The sequence below is a fragment of the Caballeronia hypogeia genome (assembly GCF_001544875.2).
In the GTDB taxonomy this organism is placed as follows: domain Bacteria; phylum Pseudomonadota; class Gammaproteobacteria; order Burkholderiales; family Burkholderiaceae; genus Caballeronia; species Caballeronia hypogeia.
This window is the reverse complement of the sequence record NZ_FCOA02000054.1, coordinates 1-19,569: the sequence shown is the minus strand read 5'-3', so window position 1 is coordinate 19,569 and position 19,569 is coordinate 1. Positions and strand designations below refer to the sequence as shown.

Annotated in this window: 15 protein-coding genes; 9 read left to right on the top strand and 6 right to left on the bottom strand. The window is 61.8% G+C overall.

From position 1 onward, the window contains the following. Positions 1-175 precede the first annotated feature (175 nt). Both AWB79_RS36750 and AWB79_RS36745 read left to right on the top strand, forming a co-directional pair. Complete coding sequence (locus tag AWB79_RS36750) at positions 176-529, top strand: helix-turn-helix domain-containing protein (RefSeq protein ID WP_061172382.1); 354 nt, start codon at positions 176-178, stop codon at positions 527-529. Positions 530-716: 187 nt separating this feature from the next. After that, entirely contained in the window at positions 717-2,912 is a 2,196-nt protein-coding gene (locus AWB79_RS36745) for a TonB-dependent receptor (RefSeq protein ID WP_061172381.1), read from the top strand. Between the two features lie 21 nt (positions 2,913-2,933). Here AWB79_RS36745 and AWB79_RS36740 read toward each other — a convergent pair whose 3' ends face one another. From AWB79_RS36740 to AWB79_RS36730, 3 genes are all read right to left on the bottom strand, one after another. Continuing rightward, positions 2,934-3,950 carry an aldo/keto reductase gene (locus AWB79_RS36740; protein WP_061172380.1) on the bottom strand — a complete coding sequence of 339 codons (1,017 nt, stop codon included), beginning with the start codon at positions 3,948-3,950 and terminating at the stop codon, positions 2,934-2,936. Between the two features lie 10 nt (positions 3,951-3,960). Further along, positions 3,961-5,208 carry an ABC transporter substrate-binding protein gene (locus AWB79_RS36735; RefSeq protein WP_061172379.1) on the bottom strand — a complete coding sequence of 416 codons (1,248 nt, stop codon included), beginning with the start codon at positions 5,206-5,208 and terminating at the stop codon, positions 3,961-3,963. A 71-nt stretch (positions 5,209-5,279) separates the two neighbouring features. Beyond that, on the bottom strand, positions 5,280-6,524 hold the full coding sequence (locus AWB79_RS36730; protein WP_061172391.1) for a DUF1479 domain-containing protein: 1,245 nt from the start codon (positions 6,522-6,524) through the stop codon (positions 5,280-5,282). A 525-nt stretch (positions 6,525-7,049) separates the two neighbouring features. On the opposite strand from AWB79_RS36730, the gene AWB79_RS38725 reads away from it, so the two are divergent. Next, the gene (locus AWB79_RS38725) at positions 7,050-8,015 is read left to right on the top strand and encodes a helix-turn-helix domain-containing protein (RefSeq protein ID WP_074169484.1); all 966 of its coding nucleotides are present in this window, start codon (positions 7,050-7,052) and stop codon (positions 8,013-8,015) included. 595 nt (positions 8,016-8,610) lie between these two features. After that, positions 8,611-9,789 carry a glutamine amidotransferase-related protein gene (locus AWB79_RS36720; protein WP_061172377.1) on the top strand — a complete coding sequence of 393 codons (1,179 nt, stop codon included), beginning with the start codon at positions 8,611-8,613 and terminating at the stop codon, positions 9,787-9,789. A 298-nt stretch (positions 9,790-10,087) separates the two neighbouring features. Here the strand turns inward: AWB79_RS36720 and AWB79_RS36715 are convergent, their stop codons facing one another. Beyond that, positions 10,088-10,609, bottom strand: a complete 522-nt coding sequence (locus AWB79_RS36715; RefSeq protein WP_061172376.1) for a septal ring lytic transglycosylase RlpA family protein — start codon at positions 10,607-10,609, stop codon at positions 10,088-10,090. A 159-nt stretch (positions 10,610-10,768) separates the two neighbouring features. After that, positions 10,769-11,755, bottom strand: coding sequence for a GGDEF domain-containing protein (locus AWB79_RS36710; protein WP_082862582.1), 987 nt, complete (start codon positions 11,753-11,755; stop codon positions 10,769-10,771). Positions 11,756-12,129: 374 nt separating this feature from the next. Here AWB79_RS36710 and AWB79_RS36705 point away from each other — a divergent pair, with 374 nt between their 5' ends. Beyond that, positions 12,130-14,256 (top strand): EAL domain-containing protein, encoded by a 2,127-nt coding sequence (locus AWB79_RS36705; protein WP_082862581.1) that lies wholly within the window; start codon positions 12,130-12,132, stop codon positions 14,254-14,256. A gap of 142 nt (positions 14,257-14,398) precedes the next feature. Here AWB79_RS36705 and AWB79_RS36700 read toward each other — a convergent pair whose 3' ends face one another. Next, the gene (locus AWB79_RS36700) at positions 14,399-15,118 is read right to left on the bottom strand and encodes a TetR/AcrR family transcriptional regulator (protein ID WP_061172373.1); all 720 of its coding nucleotides are present in this window, start codon (positions 15,116-15,118) and stop codon (positions 14,399-14,401) included. A 174-nt stretch (positions 15,119-15,292) separates the two neighbouring features. Here AWB79_RS36700 and AWB79_RS36695 point away from each other — a divergent pair, with 174 nt between their 5' ends. The 4 genes from AWB79_RS36695 to AWB79_RS36680 all read left to right on the top strand — a co-directional run. Beyond that, positions 15,293-16,141 (top strand): fumarylacetoacetate hydrolase family protein, encoded by an 849-nt coding sequence (locus tag AWB79_RS36695; RefSeq protein WP_061172372.1) that lies wholly within the window; start codon positions 15,293-15,295, stop codon positions 16,139-16,141. 58 nt (positions 16,142-16,199) lie between these two features. Further along, complete coding sequence (locus AWB79_RS36690; protein ID WP_061172371.1) at positions 16,200-17,138, top strand: VOC family protein; 939 nt, start codon at positions 16,200-16,202, stop codon at positions 17,136-17,138. A gap of 89 nt (positions 17,139-17,227) precedes the next feature. After that, on the top strand, positions 17,228-18,844 hold the full coding sequence (mhpA, locus tag AWB79_RS36685; protein WP_061172370.1) for a bifunctional 3-(3-hydroxy-phenyl)propionate/3-hydroxycinnamic acid hydroxylase MhpA: 1,617 nt from the start codon (positions 17,228-17,230) through the stop codon (positions 18,842-18,844). A 30-nt stretch (positions 18,845-18,874) separates the two neighbouring features. After that, on the top strand, positions 18,875-19,569 hold a 695-nt coding region (locus tag AWB79_RS36680), incomplete at its 3' end, for a porin (protein ID WP_157695929.1).

Below are 19,569 nucleotides of genomic sequence, written 5' to 3'. Positions count from 1 at the left end.
ATGTCGTTGTTTTTACCGGACGGCCCGCCGGCTTCTAGTGCCGCGATCTTATCAGATTGATAAGAACGAAATAAGCGGAAATATTACTCATCCGCCTGATAAACACACAGCGTTTCCTCAGACTTCATCTTTTCCCCGATGCTATGATTTATCGTCCTAAATCACCGGTGTATTCATGGCTAAAAGGAGCGTCTTCGACGCCTATTTCCGCTTCCTGAATCTGGCGCAGACCGTACACGCAATGCCTTGCGTGCCGAAGCTCGACGCGTCGGAAGAACGCTTGCTCGAAGCACTCACGGCTTCATGGCATGCGGGCCACACGCTGACGGTCACGGAGACAATGGCGTTGTCGGTCGCGGGCGCGCCGGCCACCGTGCATCGAAAGCTGTCGGGTCTGAAGAAGCAAGGTCTCGTGTCCGTCGACGAATGCAGCGACGATCTGCGCATCAAAACCGTCTCGCCGACGCGCAAGGCGCTGGAATACTTCGAAAGGCTCGCGGCATGTCTCGAAGAAGCGAGGAAGCGTTGAGAGCGGTCCGAAGACGCCCTACCAAAGCGACACTCGGCAAACGTTATAATTCGTCGCTTTCCGCTGTAGTCAGGCAGTAAACTTTCCCGTTCGGGCCGATATCCCTCCGGAGAGCGGGGACGGCCGGCAGTGTCCGACAGCCTCGTAGCAATCGCAGGTGTTGTGCTGCACCCAGACTGCGATTGTCATGTCCTTCCCGCATTGCGAAGTCGTTCATCGCCGCCGTATTTTCACGGCGGCGCGTCTGCTATTCCTGAGCGCGCTTCTTTCTCCCGGCGTTTCGACCGCCGCTCGCGCCGATGAAAGCGATCCGGACGCGCAGCAGCAGCTCAAGCCGATCATCGTCAGTGCGCAAAAGCGGCCCGCGCCCGAGCAGCGCACGCCGATCGCCATGAGCGTCTATGGCAACGCCTTTCTCGACAGCACCGGCGTGAGCGACCTCAAAGCGCTCGCCACCGTCGCGCCCGATCTCAACTACGCGCAGGTGCAGACCGTGGTCCCCGTGCTGACGATTCGCGGCATCTCCAGCCGCGACACGACCGAGATCGGCGACCCGTCCGTGGTCGTCGTGACGGACGGCAGCTCGAACAATCGCCCGTACGCGCTGAGCGGCACGCTCTACGATCTCGACCACATCTCCGTGCTGCGCGGGCCGCAAGGCACGCTGTACGGGCGCAACGCGGTGGGCGGCATCGTCGATATCGTGACGGCGAAGCCATCGCGAACGCTGGAAGGTTACGCCTCCGTCGATCTCGGCAACTACGCGACGCGCAATCTGGAGGCGATGGTCAACGTCCCGGTGAACGACGTTCTGCAGTTTCGCGTGGCCGCCATCTCGCGCCGGCACGACGGCTATCTGAACAACGCGCCGCAAGCCAACGGCGACGACGAGAACACGCGCTCGGGGCGCCTGACCGTCGCGCTCCAGCCGACCTCGCATCTGCGCATGCTGTTCACCGCGCAACAGACCACGTTGCAGGGCGTGGGCCCGGTCTCGCTGGACATTCCCTACCTCTGCGATGCGAACGGTCATCTCTCGCACGACAAGCCGCCCTTCCCGGCCGATCCACGCACCTTCACCTATGCGACACCGCAATCGCAAAGCGTCGACGATACGAACCTCCGCTGGAACGTCGCCTATGACTTCGAGGGCGTCGATTTCAGCTATACGGGCAGCTACGACAACCTGACCTTTCGACATTCCGCCGACAGCAGCCCGAGTTTCCTCGAGCCGGTGTCGTACCGGCAGAACGAGTTTCCGAAGACGCTGAATCAGGAAGTGCGCGCAAGCTCGCTCGGCGATGGTCCGTGGTCATGGCAGGCGGGCGTGTCGTACTTTCGCGAGTCGTCGTCGCTGTATAGCGCGAACGAATCGCCGTTCGACGGCGGCGTCTATCAGCCCACGCTCGCGTTCGCGTACGGCATCCGCACGACATCCACGGCGGCTTTCGGCCAGTCGTCGTACCGGGTGACCGACAAGATCAGACTGACTGCGGGCCTGCGCGTGACGCGCGACGAAAAGAGCCGCGATGGCGAATACTTCTTCGCTAATTCGAACGAGCCGCCGTTCGTCTATACGCACGTGCCGCAGGACGACTGCGGTTCATGGTCGAAGCCGACCGTGCACCTCGCCGCCGAATACGCGCCCACCTCGGCGATGATGAACTACGTGCGCTACGACACCGGCTACAAGTCGGGCGGCTTTTCGTCGTCGGGATCGTATGCGCCCGAGACGCTGCAGGGCATCGAGATCGGCACGAAGTCGCTGTGGGATTCGCAGGGCGTGCAGATCAATGCGAGCGTCTTCGACTACGACTATTCGGGCCAGCAGATCGCGCAACTGGTGCCGTTCGCCGACGGGCGCGTGGGCACCAGGATCGTCAACGCGGGGCGCACGCACATCTATGGCGCGGACGCCGATATCCGGGCGCTGATCGATCCGGTCGGCCTGCTGACGTTGTCCGTGGCATGGCTGCACGCGCGCTTCACCGATTTCGTCGTCGACGACGGCAGCGGCCAGAACGTGCAGCTCGCCGGCAATGCGCCGCCGCAGAGCCCGGCGTTCACCGTCGGCCTCGGGCTCGAACATGCATGGATGATGGCGGCAGGGCCTATCGTCGGCCGTGTGGATGCGAAGTTCCAGAGCGGTCAGCACTTCACGATCTACAACTACGCCGACGACTATCAGAAGCCTTACCTGAGCGCCGATCTCTCGGCGACCTGGATACCGAATCGCAAGAACGTCGAGCTGATGGCGTATGTCCGCAACGTGACCAATCAGCGCGTCTTCACGGCCGCCGAGGAATATAGCTTCGACGACTCGTATCGCTACGCCTTCGCCGCGCCGCGCACATTCGGCGTGAAGGCCACATATTTCTGGTGACCGTCGAAGGCGTCGGGCTTCCTATCGAGGCGTCGGCGCATCCTGACGAATCAGCTCGCGACGCTTCAGTTCGGCCCAGAACTCCGCCGGTATTTCCGTCCGGAAGGTCTGCAGGTTGTCGTCGAGTTGCGCGACCGTGCGCACCCCCGGAATGTTCGTCGGAATCGCGGGATGCCCGAGGACGAATTGCAGCGCCGCGGCTTTGAGCGGGACCGCGTATTCCTCGCAGACCTGCTCCATCTTGCGCACTCGCGCCAGAATGTCCTCCGGCGCGGGCGCGTAGTTGTATTTCGCGCCGGGCACGGCGCCCGTGGCGAGAATGCCGCTGTTATAGCTGCCGCCGAGTATGACCGACACCTGCTGCTTTTCGCACAGCGGCAGAAAGCCGTCCAGTGCGTCCTGTTCGAGCAGCGTGTAGCGACCTGCCAGCAGCAGGCAATCGAAGTCCTGCCGCCGGATGGCTTCGTGCGCGACCTGCCATTCGTTGACACCGAGCCCCACCGCCTTCACCACACCCTCGTCACGAAGCTTGAGCAGCGCTTTCGACGCGCCCGCCATCGCGGCCTCGAACATCTCGGGCTGACGCTCGCCGTGGGTAAAGACATCGATGTCGTGAATCAACGCGATGTCGATGTGCTCCAGCGCCAGACGCTGCAGACTGTCCTCGATCGAGCGCATCGTGCCGTCGTAGCTGTAGTCGAAGTGCATCTCGAACGGCAATCCGTCCACCCAAGGCGCAAAGTCGATCCCGGCGCGCTTGCGCGGCTTGAGGATGCGCCCGACCTTGGTGGACAGCACGAACTGATCGCGCGGATACCATCGCAGACCGTACCCGCAGCGCGCTTCGCTCAGACCATGGCCGTACATCGGAGCGGTATCGAAGTAGCGCACGCCCGCGTCCCACGCGGCCTTGATCAACGCAGCCGAATCCTCTTCGCTGATCGGCCTGAAGATGTTGCCGATCGGCGCGGCGCCGAAGCCCATCACGGTCGTTTCGAGCCCGGAACGCGGCCATTTCCTTTTGGCGACTGGATTCATGTTCGTCTCCTTACTTGACTTTCGCGGCGGCGGCAAGCTTGCGCACGCCCTCTTTCGCGTCCTCGTTCGAGTTCATGAAGTTCGTCACGACATCGGTGATCGCGCCAGCGGTCACCGGAGACTGAAGTTCACCGAAAGCCAATGACGGAAAGAATCCGCCCGATTTGATCGTCGCCTGCTCGTCCGCGCGGGACTTCTTCGCGCAACTGTCGAACTTGTCCATCGGCACATCGAGCCTCACGGGAATCGAGCCCTTGTTGAGACTGAACTGTTCCTGAAACGCGGGCGACATGATGGTTTTGGCCATCGCGAGTTGTCCCGGCGTCGCGTCTTTCTTGCCGTTCTGCTGAAAGAACACGAATGCATCCGCCGTGTACGTGTAGGCATTCGACGTCCCGGGCGCAGGCGCGCAGATGAAATCGACATCCGCCTTCTTGTTGGCGTTGGCGAACTCGCCCTTCGCCCAGTCGCCCATGAACTGCATGCCGCCCGAACCGGAAATCACCATCGCGGTGGCGAGATTCCAGTCGCGGCCGTGATAGGCCTTGTCGAAGTAAGTCCGGATCTTCTGCACGGTCTCGAAGACCTGAATCATCTGCGGCGACGTCAGGGTCTTCTGATCGAGATCGATGAGCGCCTTGCGGTAAAAGTCCGTGCCTTGCGACAGCACGACCGTCTCCCAGATCGTCATGTCCTGCCACGGCTGACCGCCGTGCGCGACGGGCGTGATGCCCGCTGCGCGAAACTTGTCGGCGAGCGCGAAAAATTCCGGCCAGGTCGTGGGCGGCGCACCGCCCACCTTGTCGAGGTCCGCCTTGTTGATCCACAGCCAGTTGATCCGATGCACCGAGAACGGCGCCGCCACATAATGGCCGTCCGCCTTCATGGCGTTGTCGATCTGCGCGGGCATATGGCTCTTCCAGTCCGCCGCGGACTGGTCGATCGTCACCAGCACGCCCTGATCCGCCCAGTCGCGAATCAGCGGCCCCTTGATCTGCGCGGCGGACGGCGCATTGCCCGAGATCACCTGCGTCTTCAGCGCCGTCATCGCCGCCGTGCCTGATCCGCCCGCCACGGCGAAGTCCTTCCACTCGTAGCCCTGCTTGCTCATGTCGTCCTTGAGTACGCGGATGGCTTTGGATTCGCCGCCCGAAGTCCACCAGTGCAGGACCGAAACCTGTTCGGCGGCCAGCACCGCATGCGTGCCGGCGATGAACAGCGCGACGGCCGTCGCGGCCGACGTCAGTGAGTGTTTCATTGCAGTCTCCGATTTTTTCTTTATGGGTATTGCGACGCGACTCGCGCGCGCCGCTATTGTCAACGACAGATCTACAGATCAAGCCCGAGCTGCGCACGGCCGAGTGGCGTCAGATCATCGACGGTCGCGCGGCCGGTGAAATCGGTTTCGAAATGATCGGCCGGGAAGTCAGGCGGGCTCTCGCCCTCGAGAAAACTCGGCAACTGACGCTTCAGATACGCGTCATTCTTCGCGCACGCGGGAGCGGAGGCGATGTACATCACATTGCTGTAACCGGCGCCCTTGTGCTCGTCTTCGACCGCGTGGATCACATCGCTGTGCCAGAACACGGTGTCGCCCGCCTCCATCTTCGGAATGGACGACAGCGCTTCGAACAGCGGAGCGTGAAATTCCGGCTTGATCGAGAGCGCGCGTCCCGGCATGGCGCCGCACAGGTCGTCGTCGGCGACGTCGTCCTGAAGCGCGCGCAGGAGGATGTACACCATCGAACCGGCGATGGGCACGAGTTGCAGCGTGCCGTCGCCCGGGCCTTGCGGCGTCAGTGCGGTCCAGCCCTGGAACGTGCGGAACATCGAGCAGACGGCGGGCGATGCAATCTCTTCGACGTCGGGCCGGAACGCGGCATCGAACGGATCGTAGTCGCGCCAGTTGCCCGCGAACACATGGCGATACACCTTGCGGAAATTGCCTTCGATCCAGCGTTCGACCGAGCCGCCATCGCAATGCGCCGACAGGCCGAGCGACGCCGAGCCGGGCGGCCGGCGGCGCAGACGGTCGGCATAGACGGGCACGCGTTCCGGATCGAAGTGCACGCGCCCTTCGCTTTCGTTGCGCCAGAGCCTGTTGAGGAAGACGCGCGCGGCGGTCAGCGACTCCGACTGGCGCGCCAGCACTTGAGGCTTCGACCAGTACACGCCATAGATCTGCGGCTTGCTCGACGCCAGTTGCCCGAAGTATTTGTCTTCGGCGCGATTTTCGAGGCGCTTGTCGAGACGGTTCTGTTCGACGTAGTGCGCGATATCGTCGTCCCAGCGCCGCACCTGCTCGCGAGGAAAGACATGGCGGATCACGCATGCGCCGCGCGACTTCACGAGCGCGATCTGTTCGGCGCTCACGCGGCCTTCGGTGATGTCGGCGAACCGGATCTCGGGAATCACATTCTCGCCGCGGTCGCGCTGCGCGGCGATGCGCTTCGCTTCTTCGCCGATCGCCTTTTCGACTTCGGCGAAGACCTCACGGTAGTTCGGCAGCGCGGCGCGCAGTTCCTTTTTCGCCTGCCGGATCGCACCCGGCATGTCATCGATTTTCAGCGCCATGATCGTCTCCATGTGAATTTCTGTGCGGAAAGCATATGACGCCGACGCGATCGCCAGTGATACTATTCAGGCAATTCCTTTGCGCTTTCGGCCATGAAACCAGCTTACGAGCATGTCGAGTTCGGCGAGGACTGTTCGGTCCGGGTTTACCATCGGCGGCTTCCGCGTATAGCGCGGTGAAGTAATCCTTTCCTATTTCCGGGAACTAAATCTGCCAGACAGGTGCAAGACACAGTTTTTGAACATTTACTTCCCAATGCCCTGACGATTCTCCACGGGGGATGCGCCGGCACTGGAAACTAACGTTGCGAAAACTCTGCGGTTTGACGACTTCGAAAGTCGAAAGTGTTCACTCTGCAGGAATGTAGAGAAACGACTTGTTAAACGGCCGTGCGCTCGGCCGTCTCAATCCTGTCGTGACTAAAGGAAAATAGTTAGACGTTTCGGAATCTGAGCCGGGACCTTGATCGCTTCCAACTCGCCCCGGCCGTGCGACGAGATCCAAACCACTTCTTATTTTCAGTGATGAAAGCGGCTTACGAACACGTGGCTTTCGGCGAAAGCTGCTCGGTTAGAGTCTATAACCGAAGGCTTCCCCATATTCCGTTCGAACGACACTACCACCCGGAATACGAGTTGACCCTCACGATGAACAGTCAGGGCCGTCGCTATATCGGGGATTCCGTCGCGTTCTATGGTGACGATGATCTGGTGCTCGTTCCGCCCGACCTGCCCCACACATGGTCGTCGAATCAATCCATTAACGCTTCGCAGCCACAGGTGGCTGTCGTCATATGGTTCGGGGGCTCGTGGGCGCGACATCTCGCTGATCTATGCCCCGAGTTTTCCAGTCTGCATAGTCTCCTTCGACGTGCTGCGTGCGGACTGGCGTTCCACGAAGGAGCAGGCGCACTGATGCGTGCGCAGCTTGACCGACTCCTTTCGGAGAATGCGCGGGAAAGGCTGACAGCCGTGCTCGATGTTCTGGTCTGGTTGTCAGACTTCCCAGCCGAACCTCTGGCGTCACCGAGCGCTTTTGATGCCCGTGCCGGTGCAACATCGCGATATGTGCCTGATCAACTCGATCGTGTGCTGTCCTTGATCGACACGCAATTCGCTCATCCCTTGAAACTGCCGACTCTTGCGAAGGCAGCAGGAATGTCCGAACGAACACTGACGCGACGCTTCACACAGCACCTGGGTTTGAGCGTAGGAGAGTACATCACTCGCGTGCGAATCGGTCACGCGTGTCGCAGATTGACAGACACGGAGATGCCTGTCTCCGTGATCGCTGCTCGTTCGGGCTTTCCAAATCTGGCCAATTTCAATCGACAGTTCAAGGCGACGAAGCACATGACTCCTATCACCTATCGGCAGCAGTTCTTCGGCAAACAGGACAATACTTCTCCCTCGCTGAACGAGCGTCCGCCCTCTCTTGACGTGGCGCAGGCAGCGGTTGCACAACGCCGTCGAGCTTCCAACAATACCTAAGGTCGTTGCGACGGCTGGTGCCGCCTATCTTCACGCGGATACCGCCGCGCTCCGGCGAGACACGCACGTCGTTATCGGCCGGCGGATTCGCCATACTCGACATCGCGAGATAGGCCGGAGACCGTCGGCGATGTAGAGAACCCCGAGCCCTTGCGGCGCCAGCAAACCTTTGTGCGTGCCGGCTGCCAACTGCTCGGCACGTAGCACATCGACGAGCTTGCGTATCGCTCGAACCAGACGCTCTTCTGGTCCACCGACGACGCCATGCTCGCGCGTGCAGCACGCTATCTCGAACGCGGCTTCAACGAACTGAAGCTGCGCGTGGGTACGCGCGAAGAGCTGCGAGCACACGCTGACGGTCAACGGCGTAGCATGTCGGCGTGGTGCACGGCAGCGCGTTCGGCGTGGAGAACCATGTGCGGATCGCGTATGCTGTTCCGATGCCCACGCTGCGTGACGCGTGCCGACGCATCGAGACCGCGCGTGCGGCGTCGACACCCGCTGTCGCCGCGGCCTGAAGCGCTTAAGCACCAGACGGCATGCGCGCGACACGTGTGCCGTGTCGCGGGTTTTGCTTTTTATCGGATGGCCTTCCATGCTCTATCTCATCGAAGACGCTACCCCCGAGCCGGCTCAATTCGGCGCCCTTCCCGCGCTGTTCGCCCGGACTTTGAATGCCGAACTCCGCTGCGCCGGCGTGCATTTCGACGAACAGCGGTTTCCCGATGCGCATCAGCACGTCACAGCGGATGGACGGCTAGTCGCGAGCGGTCTGATCTGGCGCACGCGCACGGGCCTGCCCGATAGTGCCGAACCATGCCATGAGATTTTTGCGCTGGCGCGCACGCGCCATATCGTGCTCCTCGTGCAATCGTTCGATGCGTTTCCTACGCAATGCGCCGAAGACGTGGAGATGTTGCGCGTGGTTCATGAAGCCGATAGCGCACAGCTCGTCGAAGATGGCTCGGGCGTGGTCTTGCAAGCGCATCGGGATCGCTACGGCAGATGGCGATCCACGGAACAAGCCGCATCGCGCGCGAGCGGACCGTCCATGACGATTGCGCTGATAGGCCGTGAGTGCGACCAGCATCAGCAATACCCCGCGACGCTCGCCGCCCTCGGTGACGCCGCCGATGCGCTCGGCTTCGATCTCGACGTGCGCTTCATCGCGGCGCAGGACATCGACTGCGACAACGCAGAAACCTTGCTCGCCGATGCACACGGCATTCTTTTGCCGGGCGGCGCGGACATGGCGCGCGTGGCGGGACAGATCGAGGCCGCGCGTTTCGGCTGGCTGGCGTCGATTCCGGTCCTGGGTTTGTCTCTCGGCATGCAGTCAATGGCGACGGCCATCGCACGGCTCGCGTTGAAGAGCGATGAGATCGGCATGAAGGAAGCGCAGCCCGATGCGCGCGTCGCCAGCTTCGAGCCGATTCATGTTGGCGAGGATGGCGTGTTGTTGCATCGCTTGGGCTTGCGGCCGATAAGCCTGGTGCCGGGATCGCGTATCGCGGCCATGCTCGGCACGCAGGCGAGCATTCTCTGCAATCATCGCTACAGGCTCAATCCGGCGCTCGAAGCGCCGCTCGCGACGCTCGGCGTGACCGTCAGCGCGCACGATGAGAGCGGCTCGATCGCCGATGCCATCGAGGCCGATAAGCATCCGTTCTTTGCGGGCATGCAGGGGCATCCCGAACTGTCGTCGCGTGATGGCGCGCCGCATCCGTTGCTGATTGCGTTTCTGGAAGCGGCGGCGCGCCGTTCACAAGCGTAAGCGCCCGCTTCGAAAGCGGGCGCTTTACCCAAAAGCTCAAACTTGGCTGATCGCCGACGCGAACAACGCGACATCCGCACTCCCGCCCGATGCCGCGATCAACACACGCTTGCCGCGCAGCCGCGCTGATACACCGAGCACATCGCGGACTGTGGACGTGGTAAATGACAGCCTGTTCGAGTCTCCAGAAGCTATGCGGCCGGCGACAGACACGACCGGCCGTGTTGCGTGAGCTTGGAAGCGGCCTGTCGAAGCCTCCGACGAAACGTCGCGACGCGAGGCCGACGCGAGTGCGCGTTTATCGCGCCCCGGCGCCCCGCTTAACGGATCCGTCGAGCTGCGGCACGTCGATCGGCTTAACCTCGACGAGCGCGGTGCCGTCCTTCTTCATGCCCAGGTTGTCTGCCGTTTTAGGCGATACATCGACAATTCGATCCTTGACGTGAGGGCCGCGATCCCTGATCTGCACCACGTCGCTGTTGCCGTTCTCCAGATTCGTGACTCGGGCGCTGGTGCCGAGCGGAAGCGTCTTGCTCGCAGCCGCATTGGATTGCGGGTTCATCTTGGTCCCGTCCGACATTTTCTTCCGATAGAAGCTCCGGCTGTAGTACGACGCCTTGCCTCTGCGAGCCTTGCCTGACCGGTCGAGACCTCCGTCCCGCCCGGCCTTCGACGCCGAATGCTGATGAAGATGATTTGCGGACGCGTTCGTGTGCGCCGCCAACGCCGTGCTCAGGAAGCTTGAACAAATCAGACCTGCGAAGATGCGAAGCCATCCACGGCTCCGGCAATGCAGACAACTGCGGCGATACCATTTCATTGGCCATTCCTCCTTGACTGCCGGGACGCGGATTGATCGATAGCGGATGTGCGCTGTTCAGATCGAACGTAGCTGGCTGACATGGCTGATGCGCAATGCCGCTACGGGCCTAGCAGATACCGGACCGCTTCCGTCTGTTCATTCCGCGGCGTGACGTGTCTATGAACTCACGCGCGCAACAGTGTTGGGAATGACCTCGACGCGGCTTCGTCCCGCGTGTTTCGCGGTATAGAGCGCCTTGTCTGCGCGCGCCAGAACTTCTTCCGGACGCTCCCGGTTCCCGGCCTGCGTCACTCCGGCAGAAAATGCCACGGTGATGGGCGCTGCCTCGCAATGCGGGACTTCCACCGATGGAATTGTCGCGAGTATCCGTTCGAGGACCGCTTTCGCGTTTTCGGCGTTGGTTCCCGGGAGCAGGATCACGAACTCCTCTCCACCGAGGCGGCCCACCAGGTCCAGGCTGCGGACGCAAGACACACAATGCTTCGCGAAATGCCGGAGGACGACATCGCCGGTGTCATGCCCGAATGTGTCGTTGATCGATTTGAAGTGGTCGAGATCCAGCACGGCCACGCTGAAATCCATCGGTTCGCTATCCAGACTATTCAGAATGGCGCCGAGCCTCGATAAGGCGAAGCGGCGGTTCGGCACGCCCGTCAGGTCATCGATCCGACTAAGCAGCACTGCGCTGTCGCGCGCCGCCGCCAGCTCCTTCTCGGTTTGCTTGAGCGAAGTGATGTCGGCGCCGGTCAGGACGATCCAGCCATTCGGGAGAAGCGTTTCCGTACACCAGAACCACTTTCCGTCCATGAAGTCGACTGGAAACGAACGCTGACGCGATACAGGAGGGGACGGACGGCGCCTGAGTTGCGCGTCGGCGATGAACGGGGCGACGTCATCCGCCTCGATTCGTACACCCTTTCTGTCCCGAAAGCACGCGTGAATGATGCTCTCGAAGGTGGCGACCTCGCCAAGCTCCAGGTTGAACGCCCGTAAGAATCCGTCGTTCGCATAGCGCACGTGGTCGTGTTCGTCGTATACGCCGACGAATGCGTTGCCAACGGACCAGGCCTGCAGCAATGCAGAGCAGTCGCCCGCGACGCTCATCGAGGCGCATAGAGGGGCAATTTCAGGTGCGCTGGACATCGTGCTAAAAGGTCATCAACCGGCCGTCCTGTTGCAAACACGCCGCCCAGGCAGACGCCGTTGTCAATGGGTGGTCGCACAATGACTTAACGGCAGGTCGGCGAAATCCTTGAGCGCCGGCGAGTCGTCCGCGTGAAACAAGGCTGCCGCCGGCGCAGCGACGATTAAAGAATGACCCTCGCATGCCGTTATGCCCGATGAAGACCGCGTTACCGGATGCGCAATGAGACCGTCGCGCACGGCAACGCCTTTCGCGCCTCAAGAAGCCGCTGAATTGCCGGCATTCCGGAGACAGATGAAGTCGCTTTTCTCTCGCAAGAGAATTTCAAGAGCGCCCCCGCGAGACCTGATGGTCGGCCGAGACTGCCTAGACGATGTTTGCTCCACCCGATGTTTTGACCGGCGACGATCCGGAAATCGTCCAGTTGTACGGCTGTCGGCACGTACAGTACATGGCCGCGCTCCAGGCAGATGTGCGAAAGGCCGCGGGGCGCGTTGCCGATCAATTCCAGCGCAAGCTTCGCAAACTTCCGAGTCTGACGCGACTCGTCGACAGCCTGTCCGCACGCGAACTGGCGGAGTTCAAATCGGCTCAAGCACGCGAACTCGTTGCGCTTGCCTGTCCAGACCTGACGGAGCAGAGCCACGCTAGCGCAGCACGCGCGACCGGTCTGAGAAACGCCATTCTCGGCGTGAGCCGCGAGGAGATCGCTGACGGGTTCGGCTTGCTTCTGGCGTCGCTGCATGAAGAACTGAATACGCACAGGCACGCCGCCGCTTTTTGCACCCTGGGCCGGCGCATCGTACGCGAACTGACGCTCCAGTTTCAGGTCTATGCCGAGTTGCAAGGTTCGAGAAATGAGGTCCTCGCACAGGTGACGCATCTTGCGTGGACCGTCGACAGCTATACGGACCTGATCCACAGCGTCATGCGTATCATCGGCGCGCACGCGGAGGTGGCGGGCTGCTGTGTCGGGCGCCCTGATTCCGAAGGCTTCTTTCATTACGAGTCGGTGTTCGGGCCGCAGACGGAAGACTATATCAACGCTCTAGAAAAGGATGCGCGGCAGCGCATCTCGATCGGAGACCAGCCTCAGGGAAGAGGACCGACCGGGCGAGCGTGGACCAATCGGCGGATCGAGCAAAGCATCAATCTGGCGACCGATCCCGCCGTGGCAACGTGGCGAAGCCGCGCGCTCGCCGCCGGATTTCATTCAAGCGTGGCAATCCCGCTGTGCACGCCCGATGAAGAGCCACGAGCCGTGTTGGCGCTCTATCGCAAGCTGCCCGGAGGGCACTCGAACGAGCAGGTCGCCTTTGTGCAGCAGCTGCAATCCCTTTTGGCTTTCGCTCTTGAGCGTATCGAGGACAGGAACGGCCGCAGCAGCACCATCCCCTATGCAACAAGAAAGAAGTGGTCCGCATTGTTGCGCTCGGATTGCCTCGAAATGCATTACCAGCCGATTCTCGATCTGGAAACAGGCGCCATCTCGTCGGTGGAAGCGCTCGCCCGCCTGCGCGGCGGCGACGAACTCCTCACCCCCGGTCAACTCCTCCCCGCGTGCACGTCAGAGGATCTACTCGAACTCTTCATGCGGGGGCTCGAACAGGCGACAAGAAACGTTTCCCGATGGCGCGCTGCGGGGTTCGCGATCAAGGTCACGGTCAATCTGCCTCCTGTCGCCCTTGCCGACTCGCGGTATTTCGAGCACACACGTCAGACCCTGGAGGCGGCTTCATGCCCGCCTCATGCATTGATGCTCGAGATACTGGAGACAGAGGACGTCCCCGCCGGCGTCGAGATTCGTCGCGAGCTCGACAAATACAGGCGACTCGGGGTGGGACTCGCGCAGGACGATCTCGGCGCGGGATACAGCAGCCTCGCACGCCTGCGGGACTTGCCGTTCGATTGCATCAAGATTGATCGAGGCATCGTGTCGAGAGCCGACCAGGATCCGTGCGACATGCTCAAGTTCGCCAGTCAACTGATACGGCTCTCGCATTCCATGGGCAAAAGCGTCACTGTCGAAGGCATAGAGAATCCGGCGCTGCTCGAAGCCATGGCCATACTCGGTGCAGATCGCGTTCAGGGATTCGCGATCGCGCGACCCATGTCAGCCCGACAGCTCGACGCATGGCTCGCGTGCGCCGTGGTTCCCGCGCTGCCCGATCCGGCCCGCCCGTCCAGCCGGCTCGGCAAGCTAGCGCAACTGCTCATCTGGGAAGAGAGTCTGCGCATGCTGGCACTCGCCAAGTCGCAGACCCGCAGGCTATCGGCGAGAGGGCCTTTCTCGCGCCAGGTATCGACCACTTCGAAAGCCGACGATGTGGAAGATCTCATCGATCCGCTGTTGAAGGAACTGTCCAATAGCCTTCCGAACCTTGCCGACGACATTTCGCGAATGCAGCTCGTAACAGCTGTGATCCGTTATGGCGTCGAGAGCTGGCAGTATCTGAGAGCGCGTCGGAGGCTGGTGGATCGCATCGCTGATGGCGCGTGAGCGCGCGTCCGACGTGGCCGACTCGTGCCTGGTGCGGTCGACTTCCAGGCCTGCGCGGCCGCTCGCTTGCGCCGCGACTTCCCACTGGAGCTTCTTTGTCTCTTGAAGGACGCGGCGACCGCGTTATAACGCTTCGTGCGCCCTAACTCGTCTGGTCACGATTCAGATCGCCGCCTCCGTCCGCCAATGCATCAACCCGCTCAAAGATGGCGCCGCGAGGCGCCGGAGGATCAGCGATCGGCGCGTAGGCCAATTTGCGCGCTTCCTTCGCTCCGATTCCGAAGGCGCGCATGAGCGCGTACATGGACTGCTCGGCGTAGTCGACAGGCGCGTCGTCAGATAGCAGCGTGTCGATGCCGTACATGATCGAGCCGAGCGCAATATCACGCGCGACGACCACGTCCGCTACGTCGAAACGACCCGCATCCAGGGCCATCTGAAGATCGCGCATGAGATACTCGTCGAGCAAGCGGCCTCGCGAACCCCGCTTCGTGCCCACGCGCGTAATGAACGCGCCCCACAGCGGATAGCGTGCGGCCATTCCCATGTAGAGGCGCGAACCCACCACCACGCGCTGCGCCGGATCGTCGATGGCGCGCACGAGCGGGTCGATGACCGCGAGCACTTCGTCACTGCTTTCGCCTGCCACCGCCGACAGCAATTCCGCCGTCGTGCGGAAGTAGTTGTAAAACGTCCCGCGCGCGACGCCCGCCGCAGCGATGAAATCGTCGATCGTCGGCGCGTCCGCACCCTTCTCCGCAAAAACGCCCAGCGCGCTTTCGATCAGACGAATGCGCGTCTTCTCGCGTCGCAATGCGCCCACGCGGGTTCGATGATTCTCGATCGAATCTGTCTCTTCCATTGACTATCCCTTTGATCTGGCTTGATTTTAGCAGCGCATGCGGTCTGCGGGTTTGTCCTATGCCGATTCATATTGACGATATCGTCATTTTGCTTAGAATTTGAAATGACAATTTCGTCATTACGAGAATCACGCAACCCTGAGGCAGCTGCCTCGGGTGAACAGGAGGCAAATATGCGGTTCGTCAGTTTCGAAAAGAATGGCAAGGCAACCCTCGGCGTTCGCGATGGAGATCATGTGCGCGTAATCGGCGACGAGCCGCTGGAGTCGCTTCTCGCTCGCGGCGTCCGTCTCGATGAGTACGCGAAGACCCACGCGACGGAGGACAAAGTGCCGGCCGCTGGTCTGAAGTTTCTTCCGCCGCTGCAAAAGCCGCCGAAGATCGTTTGCGTGGGTCTGAACTACGCCGATCACACGAAGGAAAGCAAGTACGAACAACCCGATTACCCGACGCTTTTCCTGCGCGTCAACACCAGTCTCGTCGCGCACGAGCAGCCGATGATCCGTCCGGGCGTGACCGATTGCGAAGGGCTCGACTACGAAGGCGAGGTCGCGGTCGTGCTGGGCACGGGCGGCCGCCACATTGCCAAGGAAGACGCGCTCTCGCACGTCGCGGGTTATGCGCTCTTCAATGACGGCTCCGTGCGCGAATATCAGTTCAAGACGCCGCAGTGGACCGTCGGCAAGAATTTCGATGGCACGGGCGCGTTCGGTCCCGATCTCGTCACCGCCGACGAATTGCCCGCGGGCGCGAAAGGTCTGCTGCTGGAAACACGCCTGAACGGCGAAGTGGTTCAGTCGGCGAGCACCAGCGACATGGTCTTCGACGTCGCGACGCTCATCAGCGTGATCAGCGAAGCCATCACGCTCGAACCGGGCGACGTGATCGTATCCGGCACGCCATCGGGCATCGGCTGGGCCCGCACGCCGCGGCTTCTGATGAAGGCAGGCGACGTGTGCGAAGTGTCGGTCGAGAAGATCGGCACCCTGCGCAATGTCATCACCGACGAAGCAGCGCACTAATTCCTTATCCGCGGAGCCGGTCGCAGAGCCGGCGTTCATCGAACATGGAGACACGGTCATGAGCGACCCTGCCGTAGCATCCGCATGCGCGAGTGTTCACTCGATCGATCACTTCGCGCTCAACGTTCCCTCGCTCGCCGACGCCGAGCGCTTCTTCGGCGCGTTCGGTCTCGATGTGGCGGCGAAAACAGCAGAACTCGAATTGCGCGCAGCCGATGGTCATCGCTGGGCGCGCATCCTTCCCGCATCGGGAAAGTCACTCGCGTATCTTAGTTTCAACTGCTTCGAAGAGGACTTCGCGGCGATCCGCAATCAGGTGGCGGCGGCGGGTGCGGACCTGGTTGCCTCACCCGATCGAGGCTTCTGGTTCCGCGATCCTGACGGCAATCTGATCCAGGTCAAGATCGGCCCGAAGACGACGCCATTCGACAAGAAGCCGTGCGTCGTCGAATCGAGCAACGCGGATGAGCGCGGCGCGCACATCCGCTCGGAAGCGAAGACCGTGCGTCCGCGTCGTCTCTCTCACGTGTTGCTGTTCTCGCCAGACGTCCTCGGCGCGCTCGACTTCTACGGCAAGGCGCTCGGCCTGCGTTTGTCGGACAAATCGCTCGACATCATCGCGTTCACGCATGCGCCTCACGGCAGCGACCATCATCTGGTCGCGTTCGCCAAGAGCAGCGCGCGCGGCTGGCATCACGCGGCGTGGGACGTCGATAACGTGAATCTCGTGGGTCAGGGGGCGTCGCAGATGGCCGCTGCCGGTTTCACGAAGGGCTGGGGCACAGGCAGGCACGTGCTGGGCTCGAACTACTTCCACTACGTGCAAGACCCGTGGGGCTCGTTCTGCGAGTACTCCGCCGACATCGATTTCGTGTCGGCGGGCAAGACGTGGCCCGCCGGCGACTTCGCGCCGGAAGACTCGCTCTATCTATGGGGCCCGCCGGTCCCCGACGACTTCATCCATAACACCGAAGCCGGCGTCGCTTTCAAAGACTGACCGCTTCATACCCTTTGCATCGATTCCATGACTGCCGGTTCATCCGGCGTCAGGGCACAACTCGCTCTTTTTTCAGCAGGTGAACTGAAATGACAGATCAAAACATTCTCGACGTCGCGATTGTCGGATACGGACCGGTCGGGCAATCTCTTTCGATATTGCTCGGAGAACGCGGCTATGACGTTGCGGTTTTCGATCGCTGGCCTTCGCTGTATCCGCTTCCGCGCGCCGTTTTTCACGACCACGAGATTCGCCGCATCTTTCATGCGATGGATATCGGAGAGGACGTCGAGCGCATCTCGCAGCCGTCGGCGAAATATCAGTGGTTCAACGCGGACTGGAAGACGCTCGTCGAGATCGACTGGTCGGCGGAATCGATCAGCGACGGCCCGGTGGGCTACCTCTTCAATCAGCCATCGCTCGAAGCGCTGCTCGACAGGAAGGCGAAGTCGCTGGCGAATGTCTCCGTGCAACAAGGCTGGGAAGCCACCGCGCTGCGACAGTTGTCCGACTGCTGCGAACTGACGCTGCGTCGCGGCGTCATGAACGGCGCGAACTGGGAGCCGACCGGTGAGACGCAGACCGTGCACGCCCGCTACGTCGTCGGGGCCGACGGCGCGAACAGCTTCGTGCGCAAGTCGCAGCACATCGAGTTCGACGATCTGGGCTTCCAGGAAGACTGGCTGGTCATCGATCTGAAGCCGAACGATGGCGTGAAGCTCGACGTTCCCGACATCGGCCAGTGGTGCAACCCGGCCCGCCCGACGACGATGGTGCCGGGCGGCCCCGGCTACCGTCGCTGGGAGTTCATGCGTCTGCCGCATGAATCGATCGAAGACCTGCAGAAACCGGAGAAAGTGTGGGAACTGCTGTCGCCGTGGGTCACGCCGGAGAACGCGACGCTCGTGCGCCATGCCGTCTACAAGTTTCGTTCGCTGATCGCGAGAAACTGGCATAGCGGGCGCGTGGTGCTCGCGGGCGACGCGGCCCATCAGATGCCGCCGTTCATGGGCCAGGGCATGTGCTCCGGCATTCGGGACGCCTGGAATCTCGCCTGGCGTTTCGACCTGATCCTCAAGGGCATTTCATCGGACCGTCTGCTCGAAAGCTATACGCCCGAGCGTCGCCCGCAGGTGCGTGCGGTGATCGACGCATCTATCGCGATGGGACAGGTCGTTTGCATCTCCGACAAGGAAGAGGCGGCTCGACGCGACGAAGCGTATCTCGCCGGCGAAGTGCCCGCGCTCGCGCCGTTCCCGGGTCTTACCGAAGGCATGATCTGCAAAAACCCCGCGTTCGCCTGCGAGAGCGTGGCCGGCCTGCTGAGCGTACATGGTCAGGTCAGGAACCTCGGCGAAGCATCCCGCTACGACGAGGTGATGCCCAACGGCTTTCACGTGATCACACTCGATGCGCATCCGAACCAATATCTCGATGCGCAATGCAAGGCGGCTCTCGCTGCCATCGGCGGGCGTTCGATCGGCGTCACGACCGACGCGGGCAAAGCCGTCAAGGATCGCGTGCTGCTCGACGTCAGCGGCAAATACAAGCAGTTCTTCGATGAGCATGACGTCAAAGCGATCGTCGTGCGGCCCGACTTCTACATCTTCGGCGGAGTGAAGACGCTTCAGGATCTGCCGTCGTTGCTGAGCGATCTCGCGTCGCGGCTTCCGCTCGCCGAATCCATCGAAGCGGCCGTTTCCTGAACTCGAACGATAAAAACCGCTGGAGGAAACATGAGGAAGACACTATTGGCGCTGGTCGTGGCCTGCGCCTTCGCCACGCACGCTCACGCGCAAAGCAGCGTGACGCTGTTCGGCATTCTCGACGTTGGCGTGAGCTATGTGAGCAACGAAAACGGCAGCCACAACTTCAAAGCCGACGACTCGATCTGGACGCCAAGCATCTGGGGCATTCGTGGCGTCGAAGATCTGGGCGGAGGCTACAAGACCCTGTTCGAGCTTGCGTCGCAGTTCTCGGTGAACAGCGGCGCCGGAATCCCGGGACCCAACGCCGACTTCAACCGGCAGGCTTTCGTCGGCTTGTCGAAGGACGATGTCGGGCGCATCACGTTCGGCCAGCAATACAACCTGATGGCCGACTTCCTCTTCTTCCCGCCCGCGAAACTGGATGGCGCCTTCACCTATGGCGGCCTGTACAACATGCGGCAGGGGCCGTTCGCCGCGCTCGGCATTCCGCAGAATCCGACCGGCTCGTTCGACTTCGATCAGACCGGCGGTACGTCGCGGGTGTCGAATTCGGTCAAGATCGTGTCGGCTACCTTCGCAGGTTTGAGACTCGGCGCGCTGTACGGCTTCGGCAATACGCCAGGCTCGTTTTCCGCGAACAACACGATCGGTTTCGGCATGAACTATGCAATCGGCGGTTTCGGTATCGCGGCCGCTTACAACGAAACCAAGTACGCGGCGTT